Origin of the sequence: Aquimarina muelleri DSM 19832, assembly GCF_000430665.1 — a bacterium.
GTDB classification, from domain to species: domain Bacteria; phylum Bacteroidota; class Bacteroidia; order Flavobacteriales; family Flavobacteriaceae; genus Aquimarina; species Aquimarina muelleri.
Genome location: NZ_AUML01000043.1, coordinates 1 through 26,843, shown reverse-complemented (window position 1 = coordinate 26,843; position 26,843 = coordinate 1). Strand labels below are relative to the sequence as shown.

Below are 26,843 nucleotides of genomic sequence, written 5' to 3'. Positions count from 1 at the left end.
CACGATAGATAATAACTACTTGTAAATATAACAGTATCTATAAAGATCACTTCTGGTCTTTATAGATTTTTTGGCTTTAAACAACTAAAAAGACCTAATCACAATGTTACAAACAAACCTATCCTCTTCAAAAGAGATATTTGAAGAAGAAACATTAGTAAAAGTATTAACACATCATGTGATACATACTCCAGATAAAACCCTTTACAGATTTCTTGAAAACGGAGAAGAGCAAACAGATTCTCGTACTTATTTAGAACTATATGACAGAGCAACAACCGTTGCATCTCATATTTTAGAATATGTAAACCCTGGGGATCGAGTTCTGCTATTGTACCCTTCAGGATTGGATTTTATGGACGCGTTTTTTGGATGTCTATTGGCTGGGGTTATTGCTGTTCCAGCATTTCCACCACAAGGAAAAAGACGAATAGGTAGGCTTGAAAAAATAGTAGAAGACTGTAATGCAATGTTAGTTTTGACTCAAGAAGCCATTCATGCAAAAAGTAAGAAATGGTTTAGTGATGAGGTTTTTTCTGAAATAGAATGGTTAGAAACAGATAAGTTGGATCAGAAAATCTCAAAAGATTTTCCGAATATAGTTCCAGAAACAGTTGCTTTTTTGCAATACACTTCGGGATCTACAGGAAATCCTAAAGGAGTTATTGTAGACCACTCGAATGTGATTGATAATAGTAAATTGTTTAAAAAATGTTTTCAGAATACACCTGATTCTGTAGGTATATCGTGGTTGCCTATATACCATGATATGGGATTGATAGGTAATATCATACAAGCATTTTATGTCGGTTTTGAGCTTGTTATGATGCCTCCAACGGCATTTGTACAAAAACCAATTAGATGGTTACAAGCATTTTCTAATTATAAAGGGACAATTAGTTGTGGTCCTAACTTTGCGTATGATTTATGTGTAAATCAAATTCGGAAAGAGGATCTAGAAGGAATAGATTTAAGTAGTTGGAGAGTTGCAATTAATGGTTCAGAACCAATTCGACCTGAAACATTTGAGAACTTTATTGCACGTTATAGTGCTTATGGACTTAAAAAAGAAGCGTTGTTTCCAGGGTATGGTTTGGCTGAAGCAACTTTAACTGTGAGTGGTTGTTCATTTAATTCAGCTCCTATAATTCTGGGATTAGATAAAAAGGCATTTAATGATAAAGAGGTAAAAATTGTAGAGAAACCTATTGAAAATAACGAAGTACATCGCATAATGGGTAATGGCCCTGTAATAGAAGGGTTAATAGTAAAAATTGTAGACCCTCATACCAAAAAACTTTGTGATAAAAATAAAATAGGAGAAGTTTGGGTTAGTGGAGCCAGTGTTGCAAAAGGATATTGGAAAAAGGAAGCTATTTCTAAAGAGATATTTCAGGCATATATTGAGATAGATACAAAAGAAGGAAAAGATGTAGAAGGACCATATTTGAGAACTGGTGATATGGGATTTATACATAATGATGATTTATATATCTCGGGAAGATTAAAAGAAATGATGGTCATTAATGGAGTAAATCATTTTCCACAGGATATAGAGAGAAGTGTGCAATACTCGAGTTCGGATTTGCAAAATAATGCAGGGGTAGCCTTGAGTATATTACACAAAGGAAGTCAGCAACTGGTAATCGTACAAGAAATTAAACGAACCAGTATTAAAAAGTATGATTTCCCGAGTATAGTAAAAAATATTTGTGATGCCGTTTATGAAACGCATAATCTCCCTGTTTATGGGATTGTGCTAGTTAGCCCTGGGCGTATTCCAAAAACATCAAGTGGTAAAATTCAGCGTGTTGCTACGGCATCATTTTATAAAGAAAACATAGTAGATGGAGTATTAGAACGATGGGATTCGAATGAAGTAAATAGTGTTCAGAAAAGCAATAAAGCTACAGAAGAAAAAGTTGTTTCATTAGCGGACACTCCTATTGAAAAATGGTTTAGAAAAGCAATAGCCAAACAATTAGAACTTTCCTTAAATCAGGTATCATTAGATAAATCATTTGCCGAACTAGGGATTAATTCTTTACTTGGAGTTAGGTTATCTGGGATGCTATCAGAATATTTAAACCGTTCTTTTTCACCTACTCTTATTTTTGAGTTTCCTACATTAAGAGCTTGTGCCTCTTCAGTAGAGAAAAAACTGGAACTACAAGAAGAGGATAAAGTCGAAAAGTTATCATTATCCCATATAAAAAGGGAAGATTATCAGAATAAGATTCCTGCTTCATTTCAACAAGAAAGTTTATGGTTTCTAGACCAACTAGGAGGTAGTAAAGAATATCATGTTTACAAAACAATTAAGATTTCGGGAGTATTAGATCTGAAGATTTTGGAAAAGGCAACGATTGAATTGGTGTCAAGACATGAAGTGTTTAGAACAGTACTTTTTGCTGATGAAAATGGAAGTTTATTTCAGAAATTACTAGATAAAAGACTATTTAAAATAAGGTGTTTTAATCAAAATGATCCTATTGATATTGATCAAACAATACAAGAAGTTATTTTTAACCCTTTTAATCTTTCAGAAGATTTTAGTTTTAGATGTTCTGTTATTGAGATCAACAAAGAAGAGAGTATACTCATTTTTGTAATTCATCATATTGCCGCAGATGGATTTTCAGAAGCGATCTTATTAAACGAGTTTAGTACCCTTTATGAAGTCTATTCAAAAGGAAAACAACCAGAACTTCTACCATTACCGATTCAGTATTCGGAATATGCTATTTGGCAAAGAAATTATTTGAAAGGAAAATTTTTGTCCACTGCATTAGATTATTGGGAAGAAAAATTAACAGGAGTTTTGCCTTTGAATTTGCCATACGATTTTTCAAGTCCTTATCCTGTTGAAAAAAAGGGGAAAACCTTAATTTTTACCTTGGATGCAACTTTGAAAACATCGTTAAAGGAACTAGCAAAAGAAGAAGGAGTTACTCTTTTTATGACATTACTATCTGTATTTAAAATATTATTATTTAGGTACTGTGGTCAATCAGATATCTGTGTAGGTACTCCAATAGCTAATAGACATCAACATGAATTAGAAAGGCTGATAGGGTATTTTGTAAATACACTTGCAATGAGAGACGAATTGGATGGCAAGGCAACTTTTAAGGAAATACTACATCAAGTTAAACAAACCAGCTTAGATGCTTATAAAAATCAGTCTGCTCCTTTTGAAGAAGTTGTAAAACGAGTAACTACTAGAAGAGAGATAGGGGTTTCTCCTATCTACCAGGTAATATTTGCATTACAGCAGTCTTTTGATTTAGAAGAATTGAATTTAGGAGGACTCTATTGTGCTCCTTATGAGGTAGAAAATACAACCTGTAAATATGATATCACTTGTATTATAGATGAAAAATCTGAAAATTTATCGATGATATTAGAGTATGATACGCATCGATTTAGTGAAGAAACCATGCATCGAATGGCTCTACACTATCAAAATTTACTGCATAGTATAGTTGAAAACAGAAACCATTCGATTACTGCATTATCGATGTTGTCAGGAACAGAAACCCAACAAATATTGAAAGGATTTAATGATACAGTTGTATCATATCCAAAAGAAAAGACAGTCATAAGCTTGTTTCTAGAGCAGGTTATGATTACTCCTGATACAATAGCTGTTATTGGAGATGAGTATAGTTTAACTTATAAGAAGTTAGATGAAGAATCAAATCAACTGGCTAATTATCTATCAAATAGTTGCGATGTAGTTTATGAGGATCTTATAGGGATTAGCCTTGAGCGAACAGAATGGTTAATTATTTCTATGTTGGCAATCTTAAAAACAGGAGCAGTGTATGTTCCTATAGATCCAAATTATCCAGCAGCAAGAAAGGACTATATCGAGAAAGATTCTAATTGCGCACTGACCATTAACACAGATGTTATAGAAAATTTTAAGAGAATAAAAGAAACGTATAGTGTTGTTTTTTCGGCCCCGATATATTCTTCAGAAAGTTTAGCATATGTATTGTATACTTCAGGATCGACAGGAAATCCAAAAGGGGTAATGATAGCCCATAAAAGTATTGTAAGATTATCAAAATCTTGTGATTATGTAGATTTAAATACAGCTACAGTTTGGTTATCTACGGGTTCTATATCTTTTGATGCGACGACAATAGAGTTTTGGGGAACTTTACTAAACGGAGGGAAACTGATCATAACGGATACCTATAAACTACTGAATACAGCACACCTAAAAACAACGATAGAAAAAAATAGCGTAAATACATTATGGATGACGGCTTCTTGGTTTCATCAAGTAGCAGAGGAAGATAGTACTGTTTTTGAAAACATTAGTAATCTTTTGGTAGGAGGAGACAAAGTACTTTTTAAGTATACAGATAAAATATCTCGTGCATATCCAAATATTTTAATTATCAATGGATATGGTCCTACAGAAAACACTACGTTTTCTACAACGTATACAATTACAGATATAAAAGAAAAAGATATCCCTATTGGTAAACCTATTAATAACAGTCAAGCGTATGTATTTGATGAGACTTTAACTTCTTTACAACCTATTGGAGTTATAGGTGAATTATGTGTAGGGGGAGATGGTTTGGCAAAAGGATATTTGAATAAAGAAGAATTAACAAGAGAAAAATTCATACCTAATCCTTTTGTGAAAGGTGCCCGAATGTATAGAACAGGAGATCTTGTTCGTTGGTTACCAGACGGAAATTTAGAATTTGTTGGTAGAAAAGATGATCAGGTAAAGATAAGAGGGTATAGAGTAGAATTGGGAGAAATAGAAAATGTTCTTTCTTCGGTTCCAGGAATTACAAACTGTTGTGTTCTTGCAAAACAAGACATAACCACAAATAAACGCTTAGTTGGGTATATCGTTAAGGAAGATGTTTTTTTAGAGAAAGAGGATATAGAACGACAATTAGCATTAGAATTAGCAGACTATATGATCCCAAAGTTGTGGGTTGTATTAGATGATATGCCTTTGACAAAAAATGGGAAAACAGATAGAAATGCTCTTCCAGACCCAGACATGTCTCAATTATCTGTAAAGGCCTATGTAGCCCCAAAAAACGAAACACAGAAACAGTTAGTCAGAATTTGGAAAGAATTATTGTCTGTAGTACAAATTGGTATTCAGGATAATTTCTTTGAACTAGGAGGAGACTCTATCATCACGATTCAGGTAGTTAGTAGAATGAAGCGCTTAGGGTACCAGCTACAACCAAGAGATGTATTTGAATACCAAACCATACAAGAGTTATCAGAAAAGATAACTCTTGAAAATGATAAAATATTAGGAGAACAAGGAGTATTAGAAGGCGTATGTGATTTATTGCCAATTCAGAAATGGTATTTTGAAGATATTTATGTGGCTAAGGAACACTTTAACCAATCATTACTTTTAACTATTGAGAAGTCAGTTAAGGAATCTCACCTATTAACAGCTGTGCAAGCATTGATTCAGCGTCATGATGCACTTCGGTTTCAGTATAAAAAAGAAAATAATAACTGGAGACAACAGTATCGAGAATTACAAGAGAAAATAGCAGTTGTGGATTTTCAATTTGCAGTTTCAGAAGAGGAGTTGTCTGAATTGATAAAGGATTGTTATGATATATACCAAAAGAAATTATCTGATATTGAAGAAGGTGTTTTTAAAGTAGTTTTAATTAAAACACCAACGGATGAAGAAAAAAATAGAATACTATTTATTGCGCATCACTTAGTTGTAGATGGAGTTTCATGGCGAATTTTGATGGAAGATTTGGACGTGCTATTAAACGCCTTGTATCAAGAAGAAAACATAGATTTGGGAGTAAAAGGAAGCTCATATCGCCAGTGGGTAGCAGTAATGAAGCAGTATGCTAATAGTGATTTACTTTTAGCACAATTACCGTATTGGCAAAAAGTGATTTCTAATTTTATACCCCTTAACGCCAATAGTACTTCAACAATATCTCAACAAAAGAATGTTACTACATATCATAGTACTTTAAGTGTTAAGCATACAACATCTCTATTAAAAGAGGTGCATAATTGTTATGGTACAGAAGTAGAGGATATATTGTTGAGTTGTTTAGGGTTAACGATTAGCAAATGGGCAAAAAGAGATAATGTAGTAATAGGATTAGAAGGACATGGAAGAGAAGATATTTCCAGAACAATTGATACTACCAATACAGTAGGTTGGTTTACTAGTTTATATCCAGTTTCTTTATCGGTATCTCCAGAAATTTCTTTAGGAAATTTGATAAAATCTGTAAAAGAGCAATTACGTAATATTCCAGATAAAGGATTAGGGTACGGTGCATTACGATATTTAAATGACTCAAAATCAGTAAGAAATAACCTTGCAGGAAAGCATTGGGATATTGTGTTTAATTATTTAGGACAATTAGATAACATTTTTAAAACAAATAAAAGGTTCGGTCAAGCAGGAGATACGATTGGAGAGGCAGAAGTTGGTAGAAATACCCCATTTCACAATAGTTTAGTTATTAATAGTTCTGTAACAGCAGGAAACTTAGTTATTTCTTGGGATTATTCAACCTTAGAATTTGATCAAAAAAATATTGAAGAATTAGCAACAGTATATCAACAAACTTTAGAGCTAGTAATAGAACATTGTTGCAAGCATAAAGACAAGGAAATGACTCCTTCAGATTTTGGACTGCAAAAGGAATTGACTTATACCGAGTTTGATGCTTTTGCTAAAACCATAAAGGATAAGAAAATAGTACCAGAATCCATATATAAATTAAGCCCACTTCAAGAAGGGATGTTGTTTCATGGGCTATATGATACTGATGCAGGTTCATACATTGTACAATTGGGATTGTATTTTAAAGAAAAGGTACAAGTAGATATATTACAATCCTCTTGGAACTATTTAGCGAAAAATCACAGTATTCTTAGAACTGGTTTCTTTCATAAAGAACTAAGCACCCCTGTACAATTAGTAAAAGATGAAGTTCAAATACCTATTACAGAATTAGATGTTAGTTCTTATACTGATGAAGAGCAGGAAATAATGATAGCTTCTTTCTTAAAGAAAGATCGAGAATTAGGTTTTGAGTTTGATACTTTTCCTCTGGTACGGATTACTCTAATAAAAACTGCTTCGGTTTCTCAAAGAATGATTTTTACAAATCATCATATCTTGCTTGATGGGTGGTCTATGTCAGTTTTAATACAAGAATTTATAGAAACGTATGCTACTTTGTTAAAAGGAGACATACTACCAGATATAAAAGAAGATTTATACGAGGACTATATTCAATATATAACAAAAAAGAATACTAATATAGAAGAGACTTTTTGGAAGGAGTATATTAAAAAACTTACTGCTCCTACTATATTACCATTTTATAAGGGGGGTGTATCTGGAAATAAAGCAAACGGAAGTTTTGAAGAATCAATATTACCTATAGATACAGTACTGACTAAAAAAATTCTTAGATATGCAAAATCAAACCATGTAACGGCAAATACAATTTTTCAAGGAGTATGGGCAATGTTGTTGTCTAGATATACTTCTGAAAAAGAAGTTGCATATGGAGTTACAGTGTCAGGAAGACCAACAGATTTAGAGGCTTCTGAAAAACGAGTAGGTTTATATATTAATACAATTCCTTTATGTACGTCTTTAAACGCAGATGATAAGATTTTAGAATGGCTTATAGCTCTACAACTTAATCATACTTCTTGTAGAGAATATCAGTATACTAGTTTAGCAAAAATCCAGAGTTTAAGTGAAATAAAAGGAGATTTGTTTGATACGGTTTTTGTTTTTGAAAATTATCCGATATCAGAGGCGTTAACAAAAGCAGAACATTTATTAGAAATAGATGCAATACAAGTAAAAGAACAGACCAATTATCCTTTGGCTATTGCAGTGACTTTACAGAAAGAGGAGTTTACTCTAAAATTTATCCATAATACTTCTATACTAGAAGAATCCATAGTTAAACAAATTCAAGGGCATTTTATTGAAGCACTTACGCAGTTCGTAGAATTACCTGTATCTAGTACTTTTCAGCAAATTTCGATAGTTACTTCAAAAGAAAAAAAATTGTTATTAGAGGTTTATAATGATACTTTTTTAGAAGAGAATGAGAAAGAAAATATAGTCAGTTTATTTAAAAAACAAGTAGAAGAAAAACCAGATGCTATAGCGGTTGTAAATGAAGGAAGAGTTTTGACATATAAGGAATTGGACGAACAATCCAATCAATTAGCAAACTATCTTATTACTGAATGTGGAGTTGAAGAGGAAAGTTTTGTAGGGGTTAAAATAGAGCGTTCAGAATGGTTGATTATTTCACTTTTAGCAATACTTAAGAGTGGAGGAACCTATATTCCTATTGATCCAAATTATCCAGAAGACCGAATCCAATACGTTGAAAATGATAGTCAATGCAAAATTATAATAGAAGACACCTTACTTTTTGATTTTATAAATAAAAAAGAAAAATACTCCAAAACATTTGAAAATATAAATATTCATCATCAAATGTTGGCATATATTATTTATACATCTGGATCAACAGGACAACCTAAAGGAGTAATGATATCCCATAGTGGGATTGTAAACACAATTATGTCTCAAGTACGTAAGTTAACGGAAGATACCAAAAGACATTGTTTACAGTTTGCAAATCAATCCTTTGATGCTTCTATATGGGAAATACTTATAGCACTTTTTAGTGGTTCCAGCCTTTATATTATAGGAGAACTCGTGAAGAAAGATACTCGGTTGTTTATTGAATTTATACAAGAAAATGCTATTACATGGGCGACTTTGCCTCCTGCATATCTTAAATTATTAAACATAGAGGAACTAGAAAGTATTGATACTTTAATTACTGCGGGAGAAGAAGCTCCAATATTAAAGGCGAAGGAATTTGCAAAAATAGGGAACTATAGTAATGCTTATGGACCAACAGAAACTAGTATATGTGCAACAGTATTTAATGGAGAGATATTCGATAATGTTCCTATAGGAAAACCTATTACGAATACAAAAGTGTATATTCTTTCAGAAGATTTACACCTACAGCCGCAGGGGGTCATAGGAGAATTATGCGTTGCAGGAGTAGGTGTTGCGAAAGGATATTTAAATAGAGAAACTTTAACAAAAGAAAAATTTATTACAGATCCTTTTTCTTCAGGATGGTCAATGTACCGTACTGGTGATTTGGCTAGGTGGTTACCTGATGGTAATATTGAATTTGTAGGACGTAAAGATGATCAGGTAAAAATCAGAGGTCACCGTATAGAGCTTGGAGAGATAGAATATGCATTAACAAAAATAAGTACAGTAAGCAGTTGTTGCGTAATAGCAAAATCAGATGAACAAGGAACGAAATATCTTGTAGGCTATTTAGTGACTGAAGATACATTCGACAAGAAAAAAATTCAGGAAAAATTAAAACATACGTTACCAGATTATATGGTGCCTCGTTTGTGGGTTACTTTAGATACCATGCCCTTAACCAGTAATGGGAAAGTTGATAAAGCAAAATTACCAGATGAGCTTGCTGTAGGAGAAAGTCTTTTGAAGTATGCACCTCCCCGAAATAAAGTAGAAGAGCAACTTGCTCAAATATGGGAGCAGTTATTGAATGTTAAAAAAATCGGGATACATGATGACTTTTTTGATTTAGGCGGACATTCATTATTAGCAACCAGATTGGTATCTATCATTAGACAAGAAATACAAGTAGAGATAACTATTCGAGATGTCTTTGCATATACTGTTCTTTCAGAATTAGCTCTTTTTATATCGACTAACTCTCTAAAAGAATTGATGCCTCCAATAATACCAATAAGATATCAGGATCATATACCCCTATCCTTTAGTCAGGAAAGATTGTGGTTCTTAGATCAGATGAAAGGTAGTGTTGCTTATCATATGCCATTGGTTTTACGATTTGAAGGAACTGTTGATAAGAAAGTGTTGGAGACCAGTTTTCGAGAAATCGTTTCCAGACATCAGATTCTTAGAACTGTTATTGAAACAGAAGAAGGAATTGGATATCAAAAAGTCATATCTGAAAAAGAATGGTCGATGGAACACCTTGCTTTGGAGGCTCATGAACTGGATAAAGAATTAGAAAACTTTATAGCTCGTCCTTTTGATTTGCAAGAAGATTATATGCTTAGAATATGCCTGTATGAAGAAGGGCAAGATTCCTGGGTCTTAGCAGGAGTATTTCATCATATAGCTAGTGATGGATGGTCTAATACAGTTTTTATTCGAGAGTTTATTACAATTTATGAAAGTTATTCAAAAGGAAAATCATTGAGTTTAGCTCCTCTGTCATTGCAATATGCTGATTATGCAGTATGGGAGCGAACCTATATTCGAGGAGAAGTATTAGAAAAACAACTTGCATATTGGGAGCAACAATTGAATTCAGTTGCACCACTATCTTTACCTTATGATTATGTAAGACCATCTGAGCAGAGTACCAAAGGTGCAAGTATGCGATTTTCTTTAGATAGTAAAATAACAAATGATCTAAAAGAGATATGTAAAGAGGAAGGAGTAACGCTATTTATGCTGTTACTTTCTGTATTTAAGATATTGTTATATCGCTATAGTCATCAAGATGATATTTGTGTTGGGACACCAATTGCGAATAGAATTCAGAAAGAATCTGAAGATCTGATAGGTTTTTTTGCTAACACGCTGGCTTTGAGAACTGATTTTAGTCAAGATTTGACTTTTAGAGAAGTTTTACAACAAGTAAAAGAAACCACACTCGCAGCATATAATCATCAACAAATTCCTTTTGAAAAGGTTGTAGAACGTGTGATAAATCATCGGGATACAAGTATGACACCTTTGTTCCAAGTCTTATTCGTATTACAGAATGTATCAGATCAAAAAGAATTAAAAACGAATGATTTTGAGATATCTTCATACGATTATGATAGTACGACTTCTAAGTTTGATATCACATTGATGGCTATGGAGGGAGATGCTGGGATTTTTCTAGGAGTAGAGTATTGTGTTGATTTATTTAAGGAAGAAACGATACAAAGAATGTTACTCCATTATAATGAGTTATTACATCGTATTGTTGATGATATTGATCAAAAAGTATCTGTTGCTTCTTTATTAACCCGATCAGAAGAATATCAGCTATTGAATGTATTTAATAATACTTCTGTTTCTTATCCTAAAGATAAAAATCTAGTGGATTTAATCTCTGATCAGGTTCTGTTAGCTCCAGATGCTATTGCGGTTACATTTGATAAAGAACACGTGTCTTATAAAGAACTGGATTATAGATCTAACCAATTAGCACATTATTTGATAAAAAAAGGAGTTAGTAATAATGATTTAGTAGGTATTTGTATAGAGCGTTCAGTGGAGATGATTATTGGGATTTTAGGAATACTAAAATCAGGAGGAGCCTATGTGCCAATAGATCCAGAATATCCAGAGGATCGCATAGCGTATATTATAGAAGATGCTAGTTTACAACGGATGGTAACTACCGTTTTTGCGAGTAGTAAAATTAAGAATAAAGTACCCGATCTGATTTTACTGGATAAAGATAAAGAGGATATAGAAAAGGAGATGCCTACATCCGTAAAAAGAAAGATAAAGATAACAGACACGGCTTATGTTATTTATACTTCGGGCTCTACAGGAAAACCTAAGGGGGTTTTGATATCACATCAAAATGTTGTTCGATTATTTAAAAACGATGCAGCCTTATTTGACTTTGATCAAAATGATGTATGGACTTTGTTTCACTCTTTCTGTTTTGACTTTTCAGTTTGGGAAATTTTTGGAGCTTTATTATTTGGAGGGCGTTTAGTAGTTGTGCCTAAAACGATAACTAAAGATACTATTGCATATAGTGAGTTATTAAAAAAAGAACAAGTTACCATATTAAACCAAACACCAAAATCATTTTATGTACTTCAGGAAGAAGTATTACAGGAGGTATCTGATGTTGTATTGCGTTATGTTATTTTTGGAGGAGAAGCTTTAAATCCACTACAGTTACAACAGTGGAAGAGAGACCTTCCGAATTGTAAGTTGGTTAATATGTATGGAATAACAGAAACTACCGTACATGTAACCTATAAAGAGATTACAGCAGCAGATGTACTTAAAACAACGAGTACTATAGGAAGCGCCATTCCTACCTTGTCTTGTTATATATTGGATGATGCTTTACAATTAGTTCCAGTAGGCGTAATAGGAGAAATTTGTGTCTCTGGAGCAGGTTTATCAAAAGGATATTTGAATAGAACGACCTTAACAAGTGAGAAGTTTGTTCTTAATCCATTTGAACCTGGAGAACGACTGTATCGCTCTGGCGACATAGGAAGATGGCTTGCTGATGGGACAATAGAATATATAGGACGTAAAGATGATCAGGTAAAAATCAGAGGGTATCGAATAGAACTGGGAGAGATAGAAAGCGTACTTTCTGAAATCGAAGCGATTAACAGTTGTTGTGTTTTAGCAAAAACAGATTCTGAAGGAACTGCTTTTTTACTTGGGTATGTAGTCGTTAATGAAAATTTTGAAAAAGAAAAAATTAAAGAAAACCTCAGAGAGAGATTACCAGAATACATGATTCCTGAATTATGGGTTTTCTTAGATGAAATGCCGTTAACTAGTAATGGTAAGATAGATAAGAAAAACTTACCCACTCCTGATAGCGCTATACGTTCTTCTAAGAAGTATGTAGCGGCTAATAATTATACTCAAAAACAACTAGTTACGATATGGGAAGAGATTTTAGCAATAGAAAAAATAGGAATATATGATAACTTTTTTGAATTAGGAGGACATTCGCTATTGGCAACACGATTGGTTTCTTTGATTCGAAAAAGGATGAAAACAGAACTAGCGATTCGAGATATTTTTTCCAAACCAACAATCCTAGAGTTAGGAGAACATTTAATCCATTCATCAACATCCATCGTACCTGTAATTAAGCCCAGAAACAATAAAGAAAGACTTCCATTATCCTTTAGTCAAGAACGGTTATGGTTTATAGATCAATTAGAAGGAAGTATAAACTATCATATGCCAGTATCCTTATATCTAGAAGGGGTATTAGATATAGTTGCTTTGGAGGCTTCTCTAAAAATAATAGTATCCAGACACGAGATTCTTCGTACTGTTATTAATGAGGAAAATGGTATTGGCTATCAAGTGGTACGCTCTCCGGAAGATTGGAGTTTGAAAAAAGTAATTGTAAAAGATTGTGAGTTATTAGAAGATCAGATTAGCGAATTTATAGCGACCCCTTTTGATCTATCTAAGGATTATATGTTTAGAATGTGCTTGTTCCAGTTGGAAGCCGAGTCTTTTGAACTGGTAGGAGTATTTCATCACATATCTAGTGATGGATGGTCTAATAGTATTTTGGTTAATGAGTTAAAAACAATATATAAGGCATTAAAGCTTAATCAAGAAATAGAATTAAAGCCATTGGCAATTCAATATGGAGATTATGCGATATGGCAACGAACATATATAGATGGAACTGTATTAGAGCAACAATTACAGTATTGGGAAAACCAATTAAGTGGCATAGCTCCTTTAATGCTACCTTTTGATTATTTACGCCCTTCAATACAAAGTAAACAAGGTGCAAATTTTTCATTTATGTTAGATGAAGAGCTATCAACTGCATTAAATGATTTCGCTAAAGAGGAAGGTGTAACTCTTTTTATGGTACTGTTAAGTGTTTTTAAAGTATTACTATATAGATATAGTGGACAAGAAGATATTTGTGTAGGAACTCCAATTGCGAATAGAACCCAAGAAGAAACAGAAAATTTAATTGGTTTTTTTGTTAATACATTGGCATTAAGAAGTGATTTAGGGAATAACCCTTCGTTTAGTATGTTGTTAGAAAAAGTAAAAGCAACAACTATCGAAGCATACGAATACCAACAGACACCTTTTGAGAAGGTAGTAGATCGGGTAATTGAATCTCGCGATATGAGTATGAGTCCTTTGTTTCAGGTATTATTCGTATTACAAAATACCCCTGAAATGGGAGAAATACAATTAGAAGGTGTTGGAGTACATATGAACGAATTAGAAATTAATTCTTCTAATTATGATTTAACACTATTAGTAGAAGAAAAAGGGTCCAGAATAGCATTAGATATTACATATTGTTCTGATTTGTTTACAGAGCAAACTATTAAAAAGATAGCAGGCCATTATAAAAAATTGGTGTCAGAATGTATTACAAAGCCAGAAGTAGGTATTGCAAATACTAGTATGTTATCTGAGTTAGAAAAAGAACACTTACTCATTACATCTAATGATACTCAAACAGTAGGAACTTCTCACGAAACATTAGTTTCATTATTTGCTAAACAGCTGGCTAAAACACCAAATGAAATAGCTGTTGTCTTTGGAGAACAAGAATGGACATATTTTGAACTTGATAGTATATCCAATAAGATTGCTAATCATTTAATAAGTGAATATGGTATAACTACAGCAGATTTTGTTGGAGTAAAATTAGAACGTAGTAATTGGTTAATAGGGGTTCTTTTAGCAATACAAAAAATAGGAGCTGTTTATATCCCAATTGATCCAGGATATCCAAAAGAACGAATTGATTATATAGAAAAAGACAGTAATTGTAGAGTTGTTATTGATCCTGAGTTTTTAAAGAAATACGATCAAATTTCTGATCATCTCGATACTAGTATTCCAAAATCCGTAGTAAAAAAAGATATGTTATCATATGTGATTTACACATCAGGATCTACAGGTAAACCAAAAGGAGTTATGATTGAGCATCAGGGAATTGTAAATACCATAGTTTCTCAGATTACAGCTTTTAATATTTTAGAAAAAGAAGCCTGTCTTCAATTTGCAAATCAATCTTTTGATGCTTCTATCTCAGAAATATTTGTATCCTTATTATCTGGTGCAAAGCTGGTTATTATAGAAGATATATATAAATCAGACAAAGATTATTTTGTTAGTTTTATAAAAAAACATGCTATTTCCTGGGCAACAATTCCTCCTGCTTTTCTAGAAATAATAGCAGTGGATGATCTAAAAAATATAAAAACTTTGGTTACTGCAGGGGAACAAGCTCCTTTAGCTCAAGTAAAAGAGTTTTCTAAATATGGAAAATATTGTAATGCTTATGGCCCTACCGAAACAAGTATATGCGCTACTATCTTTGAAGGAACAATTAATACCAATGTTCCTATTGGGAAACCAATACATAATACAAAAGTATATGTCTTATCAGATACATTAGAGTTACAACCTCAAGGAGTAATAGGAGAACTGTGTATTGCAGGAAAAGGTTTAGCAAGAGGATATTTAAACCAAGAGACGCTCACTGCAAACGTGTTTGTAGAAAACCCGTTTATAAAAGGAGAACGGATGTATCGTACAGGAGATTTAGTGAGAATGCAAGAAGATGGAAACATTGAGTTTATAGGCAGAAAAGATGATCAAGTTAAAATACGTGGATATCGAATAGAATTAGGCGAAATAGTACATGTAATAACATCAGAAACCTATATAGATAGTTGTAGTGTCGTTGTTAAAAAAGATAAGAAAGGAAATTCATATTTAGTAAGTTATGTAGTAACAAATAAAACCTTCGAAGTAGACGAAATTAAAGAGCAGTTGGCGTCAAAATTACCAGAATATATGATTCCTCAGTTTTGGGTCTTTTTAGATGAAATGCCTATAACAAGTAATGGAAAAATAGATAAGAAAGCACTTCCGGATTTTAACCATGACAGACATATCACTAGTTCATATACCGCAGCAAGAAATGAAACAGAAGAGCAATTAGTTGCGATTTGGCAAGAACTACTTGAAAGAGAAAAAATAGGAGTTACGGATGACTTTTTTGAATTGGGAGGACATTCTTTGTTAGCTACTCGGATGGTTTCTGCGATTCGTAAAGAGATGGCCAAAGAAGTAGCGATTCGTGATGTTTTCATATATCCTACAATAGCTAGGTTGAGTTTTTATATCAGTACGCAAACACAGCAAGAGCAGTTACCACGCATAATACCACAACAACGAGAAGGACAATTACCATTATCTTTTAGTCAGGAACGTTTATGGTTTATCGATCAGTTAGAAGGAACGTTAGATTATAATATGCCAGTAGTTCTAAAATTAACAGGCGTATTGGATGTTCAAGTTCTAGAAGCCGCATTAAAAGAAATTGTACGGCGACATGAAGTACTGCGTACTGTAATCAAAACAGAAGATGGAAAAGGATATCAGGAAGTTAAGGCATTTGAAACATGGAGACTAGATACTATCGAAACACTTGTGTTAGAAAATCAGGAACAGCTTATTCATGAATTTGTTGCTAAACCTTTTGATTTATCTCAGGATTTTATGCTTCGAATGCGTTTATATGAAGTCCATGAAAATGAACATATTTTGGCAGGAGTGTTTCATCATATAGCAACAGATGGATGGTCCAATAGTATTCTTATTAAAGAATTAATCACATTATATGATAGCTATAAAAATGGAAAAATAAACCCTCTTACCCCTTTATCAATACAATATGCAGATTATGCTATATGGCAACGAAATTATATCGAAGGCACGGTATTAGAAAAACAATTGTCGTATTGGAACCAAAAACTAAGAGGTGTATCTTCTTTGATATTACCATTAGATTTTCCTCGCCCGACGATTCAAAGCACAAAGGGAAAAAGTTTTACTTTCTCACTAGACAAGGAATTAAGCAACTCCTTAGATATAATATGTAAAGAGGAAGAAGTAACATTGTTTATGTTATTGCTATCAGCATTTAAAATCTTGTTATATAAATATAGTGGACAAAAGGATATTTGTGTTGGTAGTCCAATCGCTAATAGAACCAGAGAAGAATCCGAAGCATTGATAGGATTTTTTGTTAATACCCTAGCATTAAGAAGTGATCTATCGGGTAATCCAAGTTTCAAAGATATTCTTCAACAGGTTAAGGAAAATACATTAGAAGCATATGAGCATCAGCAGGCCCCTTTCGAAAAAGTGGTAGATAGTGTAGTAGAGGTAAGGGATCGAAGTATAAGTCCTTTATTTCAAGTAATGTTTGTTTTACAAAACACCCCTCAGCAAGAAATTGATTTAGATGGACTTACGATAACAAATATACCATATGAAGTAGATAATTCTAAATACGATATTACACTCGCAGCTATAGAAGATGAATCTGGTATTCTGTTAAACATGACCTATTGCACGGACCTTTTTAGAGAGGATACAATCCGACAAATGGCAGAACATTATAAAATGTTGTTATGTAATTTGGTAGAAGACACAAAGAAGCGCATAGGAAGTATTACCATGATAACAGCTTCAGAAAAACATCAGTTACTTACTCTGTTTAATGATACAAAACTGGACTATCCAGATCAAACAACTGTTCTTGATTTGTTTTATCAACAAGTTGAAAATACCCCAGATAAAATAGCGGTGGTTTTTGAAAATACAAATCTTACTTATCAAGAGCTAGATACTAAGACCAATCAATTGGCCAGACATTTACAAAAACAAGGAGTTAAAGAAAATAGCTTAGTAGGTATTTGTATCGGACGATCTTTAGAAATGATTGTTGGAATCTTAGGTATTCTAAAAGCTAAAGGAACTTATGTTCCTATAGATCCGGATTATCCAGAAGATAGAATCACGTATATTCTACAAGATGCCAAAATATATTTTGTTGTGTCTAGTTCGATTCATATAGAATTATGGAAGGATAAAGAAAACATTGGGCTTACCTTGTTGGATACGGACTGGAATGAAATTGCAGAAGAATCTTCAGATAGGATTTCCCAACTCTTATTACCAGAATGTTTAGCCTATATCATCTATACCTCTGGATCCACAGGAAATCCAAAAGGAGTAATGGTTACGCATGCTAATTTGACTGGCTTAGTCTTTTCAAAGATTGCTTATTATGGCACTGTAGAGGGAATGATTTTACTTCCTTCATTTGTTTTTGACCCATCGGTATCCGTTATTTTTGGAACCTTGTTAACAGGAGGACGTCTTATAATACCTTCAAAAGAAGCAATTCATGATGCTTCACAAATGAAAATATTACTACAACAAAATGTTGATTTACTGTTATGTGTTTCTTCTTATTATAATTTCTTATTAAGTGAAGGGTTATTAAATAACACTCAACTTAGAGGAGTAATTGTAGGAGGAGAACAACTCAATAAAAAAGTTGTAGAAAGGCATTATGAGTCGTATCGTTCTATTACTATGTATAACGAGTATGGCCCTACAGAATGTACTGTCTGGGCATCTGTATCAGAGGTACAGGAAAATGAAGTTATAGATATTGGACGTCCTGTATCAAATACACAAATTTATATACTCGATCAGGAACAACAACTTGTTCCTAGAGGAGTAGTAGGGGAATTATGTATTTCTGGAGTTGGTTTATCAAATGGATACCTGAATAGAGAAGAACTAACTAAAGAAAAATTTGTTCCAAACCCATTTGTGACCGGAAAACAAATGTATCGAACAGGAGATTTGGCTAGGTGGCTACCAGATGGTAAGATAGCATTTATAGGAAGAACAGATGACCAAGTAAAAATAAGAGGATATCGTATTGAATTAGGAGAGATTGAAACAGCATTATTAAAAGTTGTTGATATAGAAAATTGTTGTGTTGTTGTAAAAGAAGATGACCAAGGAGCAAAACAATTGGTTGCCTATATAGTTGTTGAAGAGGAGTTTGATATAAAAGCGGTTAAACAGGAATTAAAGTTGAGCCTACCAGAATATATGATTCCAGTTTTATGGATACCATTAGAAACAATGCCATTAACCTCTAATGGAAAAATCGATAAAAAAGCACTTCCTGATTTGGACATGTCTTTGTCTCTTAAAGAATCTTATGTAGCCCCCAGAAATGAATTAGAAAAACAAACATCCATTGTTTGGCAAGAGTTATTAGGAGTAGAGGAAATAGGAATTCATGATAACTTTTTTGAATTAGGAGGGGATTCCATTATTACTATTCAAGTAGTAAGTAGAATGAATCGTTTAGGATATACAATGCAACCAAGAGATCTTTTTGAATATCAGACAATCTCTGGATTAGCGAACTATATCGCTTTAGGAACTGGAGAAATAATTGGAGAACAAGGGTTTCTGAAAGGGGAAAGCGATCTGCTACCCATACAGCAATGGTATTTTGACGAAATATATTCAGAAGGGGTACATTTTAATCAAGCTGTTTTGTTATCCATATCCAAAGATATTAATGAGATATCGCTAAGAAAAACGGTAGAGGTATTAACAACTCATCACGATGCTTTGCGTTTTGTTTACCAACAGAAAGATCAACAATGGACTCAAACCTATGGTAATGAAGTATGTGTAGTAGAGGTTGTAGATTGGAGTACAGTGGCAGTAGTCGAAGAAGAGTTTTGTGAAACATCAATTACTGTTATATGTGATAATTATCAAAAGCGGTTATCATCTCATAAAGGACAAATGTTTACAGTAGTTCTTATTAAAACGCCTAGTAATATCCATGATGATAGATTGTTTCTTTTGGCAAATCATTTAGTCATCGATGGTGTTTCATGGCGAATCTTATTAGATGATTTTGGACGTGTTTTAAAAGAAATCGAAACAACTCAAGAGATAGACGTTGATTTAGGAAAAAAAGGAAGTTCTTATAGAGAATGGGTACAGGTGCTTAAGGAGTATGCAAATAAAAACTCAGTGTTAGCACAGCAATCTTATTGGTCATCTATGAGTATGGATTATACCCCGATTCCAACAGATATAAGAGGAGAAGCTTCTAATCGAAATGAAGTATCTAACTATAAAACCACATTAGATGTAGCAAATACAACAGCTTTATTAAAAGAAATTCATCAAAGTTATGGAACAGAAATAGAAGATATTCTGATCAGTTGCTTAGTAATGACAGTACATGATTGGTCAGGAAAAAGTAAAGTTATTATTGGTTTAGAAGGGCATGGTAGAGAAGATATTTCTGATGAGGTAGATATTAGTAATACAATTGGTTGGTTTACCAATGTTTATCCAGTAGCTCTTATTGATGAATCAAAAGGTATTTTAGGAAATCTAATAAAATCGATTAAAGAACAATTACGTAAAATACCAGATAAAGGATTGGGCTATGGTGCATTGTTAAACTTACACCCTTCAAAAGAAGTTCGCAAACGGATTTCAAGAATACAATGGGATATATTGTTCAATTATCTCGGACAATTGGATAACCTAACAACAAATGAAAGTTGGTTCGATATTGCTCCAGAATCTTGTGGAACACCAATAGGAGATAGCATTCCTTTTACTAATAAGCTAGAGATTAACAGTTCGGTTACAGGAGGACAATTACAATTAGAATGGAGTTATTCAGAGAAAGAATATAAACCAGAAACAATTAAAAAATTAGCAAATCAGTATCTGTCTAATATTAAGACAATCATAGAACATTGTAAAAATCAAGAAAACAGAGATTTCACTCCTTCTGATTATGGATTGGAAAAAGAAATAGAAATAACAGAATTAGATGCATTTTTTGATGAAGAAACGGCCTCAGATTCAGAAGAAGTTTTTAAAATATAATAGCACATTCACATGGAAAGTTTTATAAAAAAGTTAAAAGGCTTGCATTTCTTTTTGATTGAAAAAGAAGGAGAACTCATATTAAAAAAGAGTAAAAATAACTCAAAAAGTGATCCTTATGACTTTAAAAAAGATAAAGAGGATATAAAAGGTTTTTTAAGAAAACATAAAGAAGAGTTAATTGATTTTTTACAAAATAAAAAGAAGGCTAAAAAGGCATCTAATGTATTGTATAAATTAAGCCCGCTTCAAGAAGGAATGCTGTTTCAGGGACTTTATGATAAAGAATCTAATGCGTATACAGTACAATTAGCAATCGATTTTATAAGCGGAGTTGATGCTCAGGTCATGAAGTCCTCTTGGGAGTATGTATTTAAAAACCATAGTATATTAAGAACTGCATTTTTTCATAAAGAATTTAGTATTCCAGTACAGCGTGTTTATGAAGATGTTGTTTTGCCTTTTAGAGAGTTAGATTACAGTACATATTCTCCATCAGAACAGGCTATAAAATTGAATACTTTTTTAATTTCTGATAGAGCGGCTGGTTTTACGTTTGATGAAGTTCCTCTGTTACGAATTACACTTATAAAAACAGGAGAAAAATCCTATAAGATGGTTTTTACAAATCATCATATTTTAATGGATGGATGGTCACTATCGATTGTTTTAGGAGAGTTTTTACAAGCGTATGAAGCATTTTATAAAGGAGAAATCCCTCCACAGAAAATAACCGATACGTATGAGGATTATGTAAAGTATATAGCAAGTAAGAATGTTGAAAAAGAAGAGGATTTTTGGAAAACATATATGGAAGGGCTATCAGCTCCTTCTTTAGTGCCTTTTTCAAAAACAATGAGTTCAGGATTGGGGATAACAGAAAACTATAAGGATGAATTATTGTCTTTTGATTCAGATTTTACTTCTCAATTGGTCGCCTATGCAAGGCGAAACCATATTACTGTAAATACAGTTGTTCAAGGTGCTTGGGCATTATTGCTAGCTAACTATACTGGTAATAAAAATGTAGTATATGGAGTTACAGTTTCAGGACGTCCTAAAACATTAGAAAGAGCTGAAGAGAGAGTAGGGTTATACATCAATACCTTGCCATTACATGCTACTATAGAAGAGGGAAAATTATTATCTGAATGGCTATCTGAGTTGCAATTAGGACATACCGAAGCCAGAGAGCATCAGTATACTAATCTTGCTAAAATTCAACATTTAAGTGGGATAAAAGGAACGTTGTTTGACAGTCTTGTGGTATTCGAAAACTATCCAGTAACAGAAGCACTCAAAAAAGAGCAAAGATTATTAAAATACAAGAATGTCGAAGCGAATGAGCAAACAAGCTATCTTTTAACCTTAACTATTGGGTTAGGAACGGTGTTGGATATAAAATTCACACATAATGAAAATGTATTAGCTTCTTCTGATGTTTTGTTGATTCAAGGACACTTTAGAAAAGTACTGGAACAATTCATAGAATTGTCTGAAAATAGTAAAATAACAGATGTAGATATTGTTTCTAAAAAAGAAAAGGAGAGGTTACTAGAATTTAATACAACATCAGTTTCTTATCCAAAAGATAAAACCTTATTAGACTTAATTCAAAATCAGGTATTACAAACCCCATATGCAGATGCGGTAATTTTTGAAGAAAACAGACTAACTTATAAAGAGTTAGATGAACGCTCTAATCAATTAGCACATTATTTGATAGAACAAGGAGTAGTGACAGAGTCCTTAGTAGGGATTTGTTTGGATCGTTCATTGTCTATGATGATTGGAATATTAGGAATTTTAAAATCTGGAGCCGCATATGTACCTATAGATCCTGATTATCCAGAAGAACGTATTCATTATATCCTACAAGATACTGCTTCTAAAATAGTGTTGTGTGATCATAGATCTGAAGAAATATTACAGTCAATAAAAGAAGAGATTAACTGTCTTAATATATCAGATTCTTTGCTTATTAAAGAATATCCAACACATCCAACTTATGTGAAACTGTGTCCTGATAATCTAGCATATGTAATTTATACATCAGGAAGTACAGGCAAACCAAAGGGAGTGATGAATGAACATAGAGGAATTGTAAACCGTCTTTTATGGACTCAGGAACATTATCAATTAGAAGCAGAAAAAGATATTGTATTACAAAAAACAACTTTTTGTTTTGATGTTTCTGTGTGGGAATTGTTTTGGCCTTTGATAGCAGGAGTACCTATGGTTTTTTTACGTCCCGAAGGTCATAAAGATATCAAATGTTTAAAAGAGGCGATTGATAGTTATAAAGTAACGACACTTCATTTTGTTCCTTCTATGCTTTGGATCTTTTTATTAGAGATAAGCCGCGGAGATTGCCAATCTTTAAAAAGAGTCCTATGTAGTGGAGAGGCACTTCGTTTAGATCAAGTAAATTTATTTAGAGAAAAATTTCCTGATGTTCGTTTAGATAATTTATACGGTCCCACAGAAGCTGCAATAGATGTTACTTCATGGCAGATGCCAAAAAACAAACAGTTATTTAAAATTCCTATTGGTAAACCAGTAGCCAATACAACTCTGTATATATTGGATAAGAAACACCGTATTGTACCTATAGGAGTTCCTGGGGATCTTTATATTGGAGGAGTACAAGTAGCCAGAGGGTATCTCAATAAAGAACTTTTGACAAAAGAACGATTCATCGAAAATCCATTTATTGAAGGTGAACGAATGTATGATACAGGAGATGTTGCTCGTTGGTTAGTTGATGGAAATATAGAATATATAGGAAGGTCGGATCAACAAGTGAAGATTAGAGGTTATCGAATCGAGTTAGGTGAGATAGAAACAATATTGTCTGAGCAACCAAAAATACTTGGAAGCTGTGTTTTGGCAAAAAAAGATGCAGGAGGAAGTCAGCAATTAATAGGATATGTAGTGACCCAAGGAGAACTTGATAAACAAGAGTTACAAAAAGCACTAAAAAAGAAACTACCAGAATATATGGTTCCTCAATTGTGGGTAACTCTTACTGAAATTCCTTTGACAAGTAATGGTAAGATAGATAGAAAATCATTACCAGATCCCGAATTATCAGATCTTTCTAGAGGAGTTTATGTAGCAGCACGAGATGAAATGGAAGAAGAATTAGTTGGTATTTGGCAAGGGATACTTAATATCGATAAAATAGGAGTACAAGATGATTTTTTTGATCTAGGAGGACATTCTTTATTAGCTACTCGCTTAGTATCAGCGATACGTAAAAAAATGGAAATTGCTTTAGAAATAAAAGATATTTTTATCTATCCGACTATCGAGAGTTTAAAAATACACATGTTTAATCAAGGCAAGGGAACGATCCTACCAGCACTAGTTCCTCAACAAATAACAACACATATACCATTATCTTTTAGTCAAGAACGGTTATGGTTTATTGATCAATTAGAAGGAAGTATCCCATATCATATTCCCATGATATTACGTCTTACAGGGGATTTAGATGTACATAAATTAATACAGTCATTATATCAGATAGTATCCAGGCATCAGGCATTACGAACAGTAATTAAATCTGAAGAAGGGGTGGGGTATCAAAAGATCATTTCTGCTGAAAATTGGAGTATGGAACATGAAGTTTTAGATGTTTCTAAGGATGATATTTCAAATAAACTTAAAAAATTTATATCTAAACCGTTTGATTTATCTTCTGATTATTTGTTTCGAGTATGTTTATACGAGTTAGGAGATAATAATTATATACTAATAGGAGTATTTCACCATATTGCCAGTGATGGATGGTCTAATGGAATTTTAATTAAAGAATTTTTAGAGTTATATACGTCTTTAAAAGAAAATAGAACAACTACGTTACTTCCTTTACCAATTCAATATAAAGATTATTCAATATGGCAAAGAACACATATCGAAGGGGACGTACTAGATAAAGAACTTTCTTATTGGGAGAGTAAGTTAAAAAAAGTGTCTCCACTAGTTTTACCAACAGATTATACACGTCCTTCAATTCAGAATACAAATGGAGCTGATATAGCTATTTCTTTGGATGTTAAAACCAGAGAGAGTTTAAAAAATATTTGTAAGGAAGAAGGAGTAACTATGTTTATGGGATTGTTATCGATATTCAAAGTATTGTTATATCGATATAGTGGACAACACGATATTTGTGTAGGAACCCCGATAGCCAATAGGACACAATCAGCATCAGAAGGAGTAATAGGTTTTTTTGCTAATACCTTAGCTTTGAGAAGTGATATAAATCATGAAATGTCATTTAGAGAAGTGTTGGAGCAAGTAAAAAGAACAACTTTAGAAGCGTATGACCATCAGCAAGCTCCTTTTGAAAAAGTAGTAGATCGTATTATAATGACTAGGGATATGAGTATGACACCTTTGTTTCAGGTCATGTTCACTTTACAAAACGACACTGATAATGAGGTAATAACATTACCAGGGTTAGACGTGAGTCCATACCCTTATGAAACAAGTACCTCTTCGTTTGATCTAACATTAACAGTCACAGAAACTATTGCTGGTCTTGGACTAAACTTTACCTATGCAACAGCATTGTTTAGCAAAGAAACAATACAACAGCTAGCACAGCATTATAAGACATTAGTAATTGAGTTTATTGGAAATCGTAATCATTCAGTAGATACCGTACCGATGTTAGAGGTATCTGAAATAGAGCGATTATTAAAAGAGTTTAATACCACAAAAAAAGATTATCCTTTAGATAAAACGGTTGCTGAACTTTTTGAAGAACAAGTGCAAAAAACTCCAGATGAGGTTGCTATAGTTTTTGATCAAGATACTATTACATATAGCGAATTAGATAAGCGAGCCAATAAATTAGCTAATTATCTTAACAAAAAAGAGATAAAGAAAGAAGAGTTAGTAGGGATTTGCATGAATAGATCATTAGAAATGGTCATTGGGATTTTAGGAGTTTTAAAATCAGGAAAGGCTTATGTGCCGATTGCTCCTGATTATCCAGAAGATAGGATTTTTTATATTCTGGAAGATGCTAGTATTTCTTTAGTATTGAGTAAAGAAAACGAAGCAATAAGTTTTTCGAAAAAACAAAATGTTCGTGTTATTCTGATGGATAAGGATTGGAACGCTATTGCAAAAGAAACAATAGAAAAACCATCTGTCCAAATAACAGCCAATCATTTGGCTTATGTTATTTATACATCAGGTTCTACTGGAAGACCAAAAGGTGTTATGATTGAGCATAAAAGTGTAGTTAATTTTTTATGTGCAATGATTGAAAAACTTCATTTGGGAAGATTAAAATCACTATTATCAGTAACCACTTATACGTTTGATATTTTCTATTTAGAATTATTTGCACCAATTATTCAGGGAGCAAAAACAATTTTATTAAATGAAGAATCAACATTGGATGCATATAAGTTGAAAGAAGCAATTGCAAAATATAGTCCTGAGTTTATGCAAGCGACTCCTTCTACTTGGCAGATGCTGATAAGTAGTGAGTGGAATAATGATGAAAATGTTACTGTTTTATGTGGAGGAGAAGCGATAAAAGAAGATTTAAAAAATAAGCTTACGGCTGTTAGTGATACAGTTTGGAATTTATATGGACCAACAGAAGCAACAATATGGGTTACAGCACAACAATTAAATGCTTCTGAGAAAATAAGTATAGGAAAACCTATTGATAATGTGAGAGCTTCTATTTTAGACAGAAATGATGCCTTGGTTCCTATAGGTGTTGTTGGGGAATTATGTTTTTCTGGAGTGGCGATTGCACGAGGATATGTAAACAAACCGGGATTAACTTCGGAGAGATTTATATTAGATCCATTTATTTCAGGAGGGAGGATGTATCGTACAGGGGATTTGGCACGATGGTTACCAGATGGTAGTTTAGAGTTTTTAGGACGTAAGGATGATCAGGTAAAAATACGAGGATACCGTATAGAATTGGGAGAGATAGAGAATGTTTTATCAGAATTAGAAGGGTTAGATAGTTGTTGTGTTTTGTCTAGAGAGGATGGCTCAGGAGTAAATCGTTTGATTGGTTATGTAGTAAGTAGTACTGATTTTGATAAGCAAGAAGCTCAGGCATTTTTAAAACATCGTTTACCGGAGTATATGATCCCTCAGTTATGGGTTGTTTTAGAAGCAATGCCATTGACAAGTAATGGTAAGATATCAAAAAAGGATTTAC

2 protein-coding genes are annotated in these 26,843 nt (G+C 33.0%); both read left to right on the top strand.

Annotated features, from left to right (window positions below):
• Positions 1-103 precede the first annotated feature (103 nt).
• Positions 104-20,635, top strand: coding sequence for a non-ribosomal peptide synthase/polyketide synthase (locus tag H527_RS0115945; protein WP_027413623.1), 20,532 nt, complete (start codon positions 104-106; stop codon positions 20,633-20,635).
• A 12-nt stretch (positions 20,636-20,647) separates the two neighbouring features.
• On the top strand, positions 20,648-26,843 hold a 6,196-nt coding region (locus H527_RS22375; RefSeq protein WP_051316821.1), incomplete at its 3' end, for a non-ribosomal peptide synthetase.

What these genes read in the sequence shown, in the direction of transcription:
- H527_RS0115945 (WP_027413623.1), top strand. Translation starts at nt 104, where the DNA reads ATGTTACAAACAAACCTATCCTCTTCAAAAGAGATATTTGAAGAAGAA.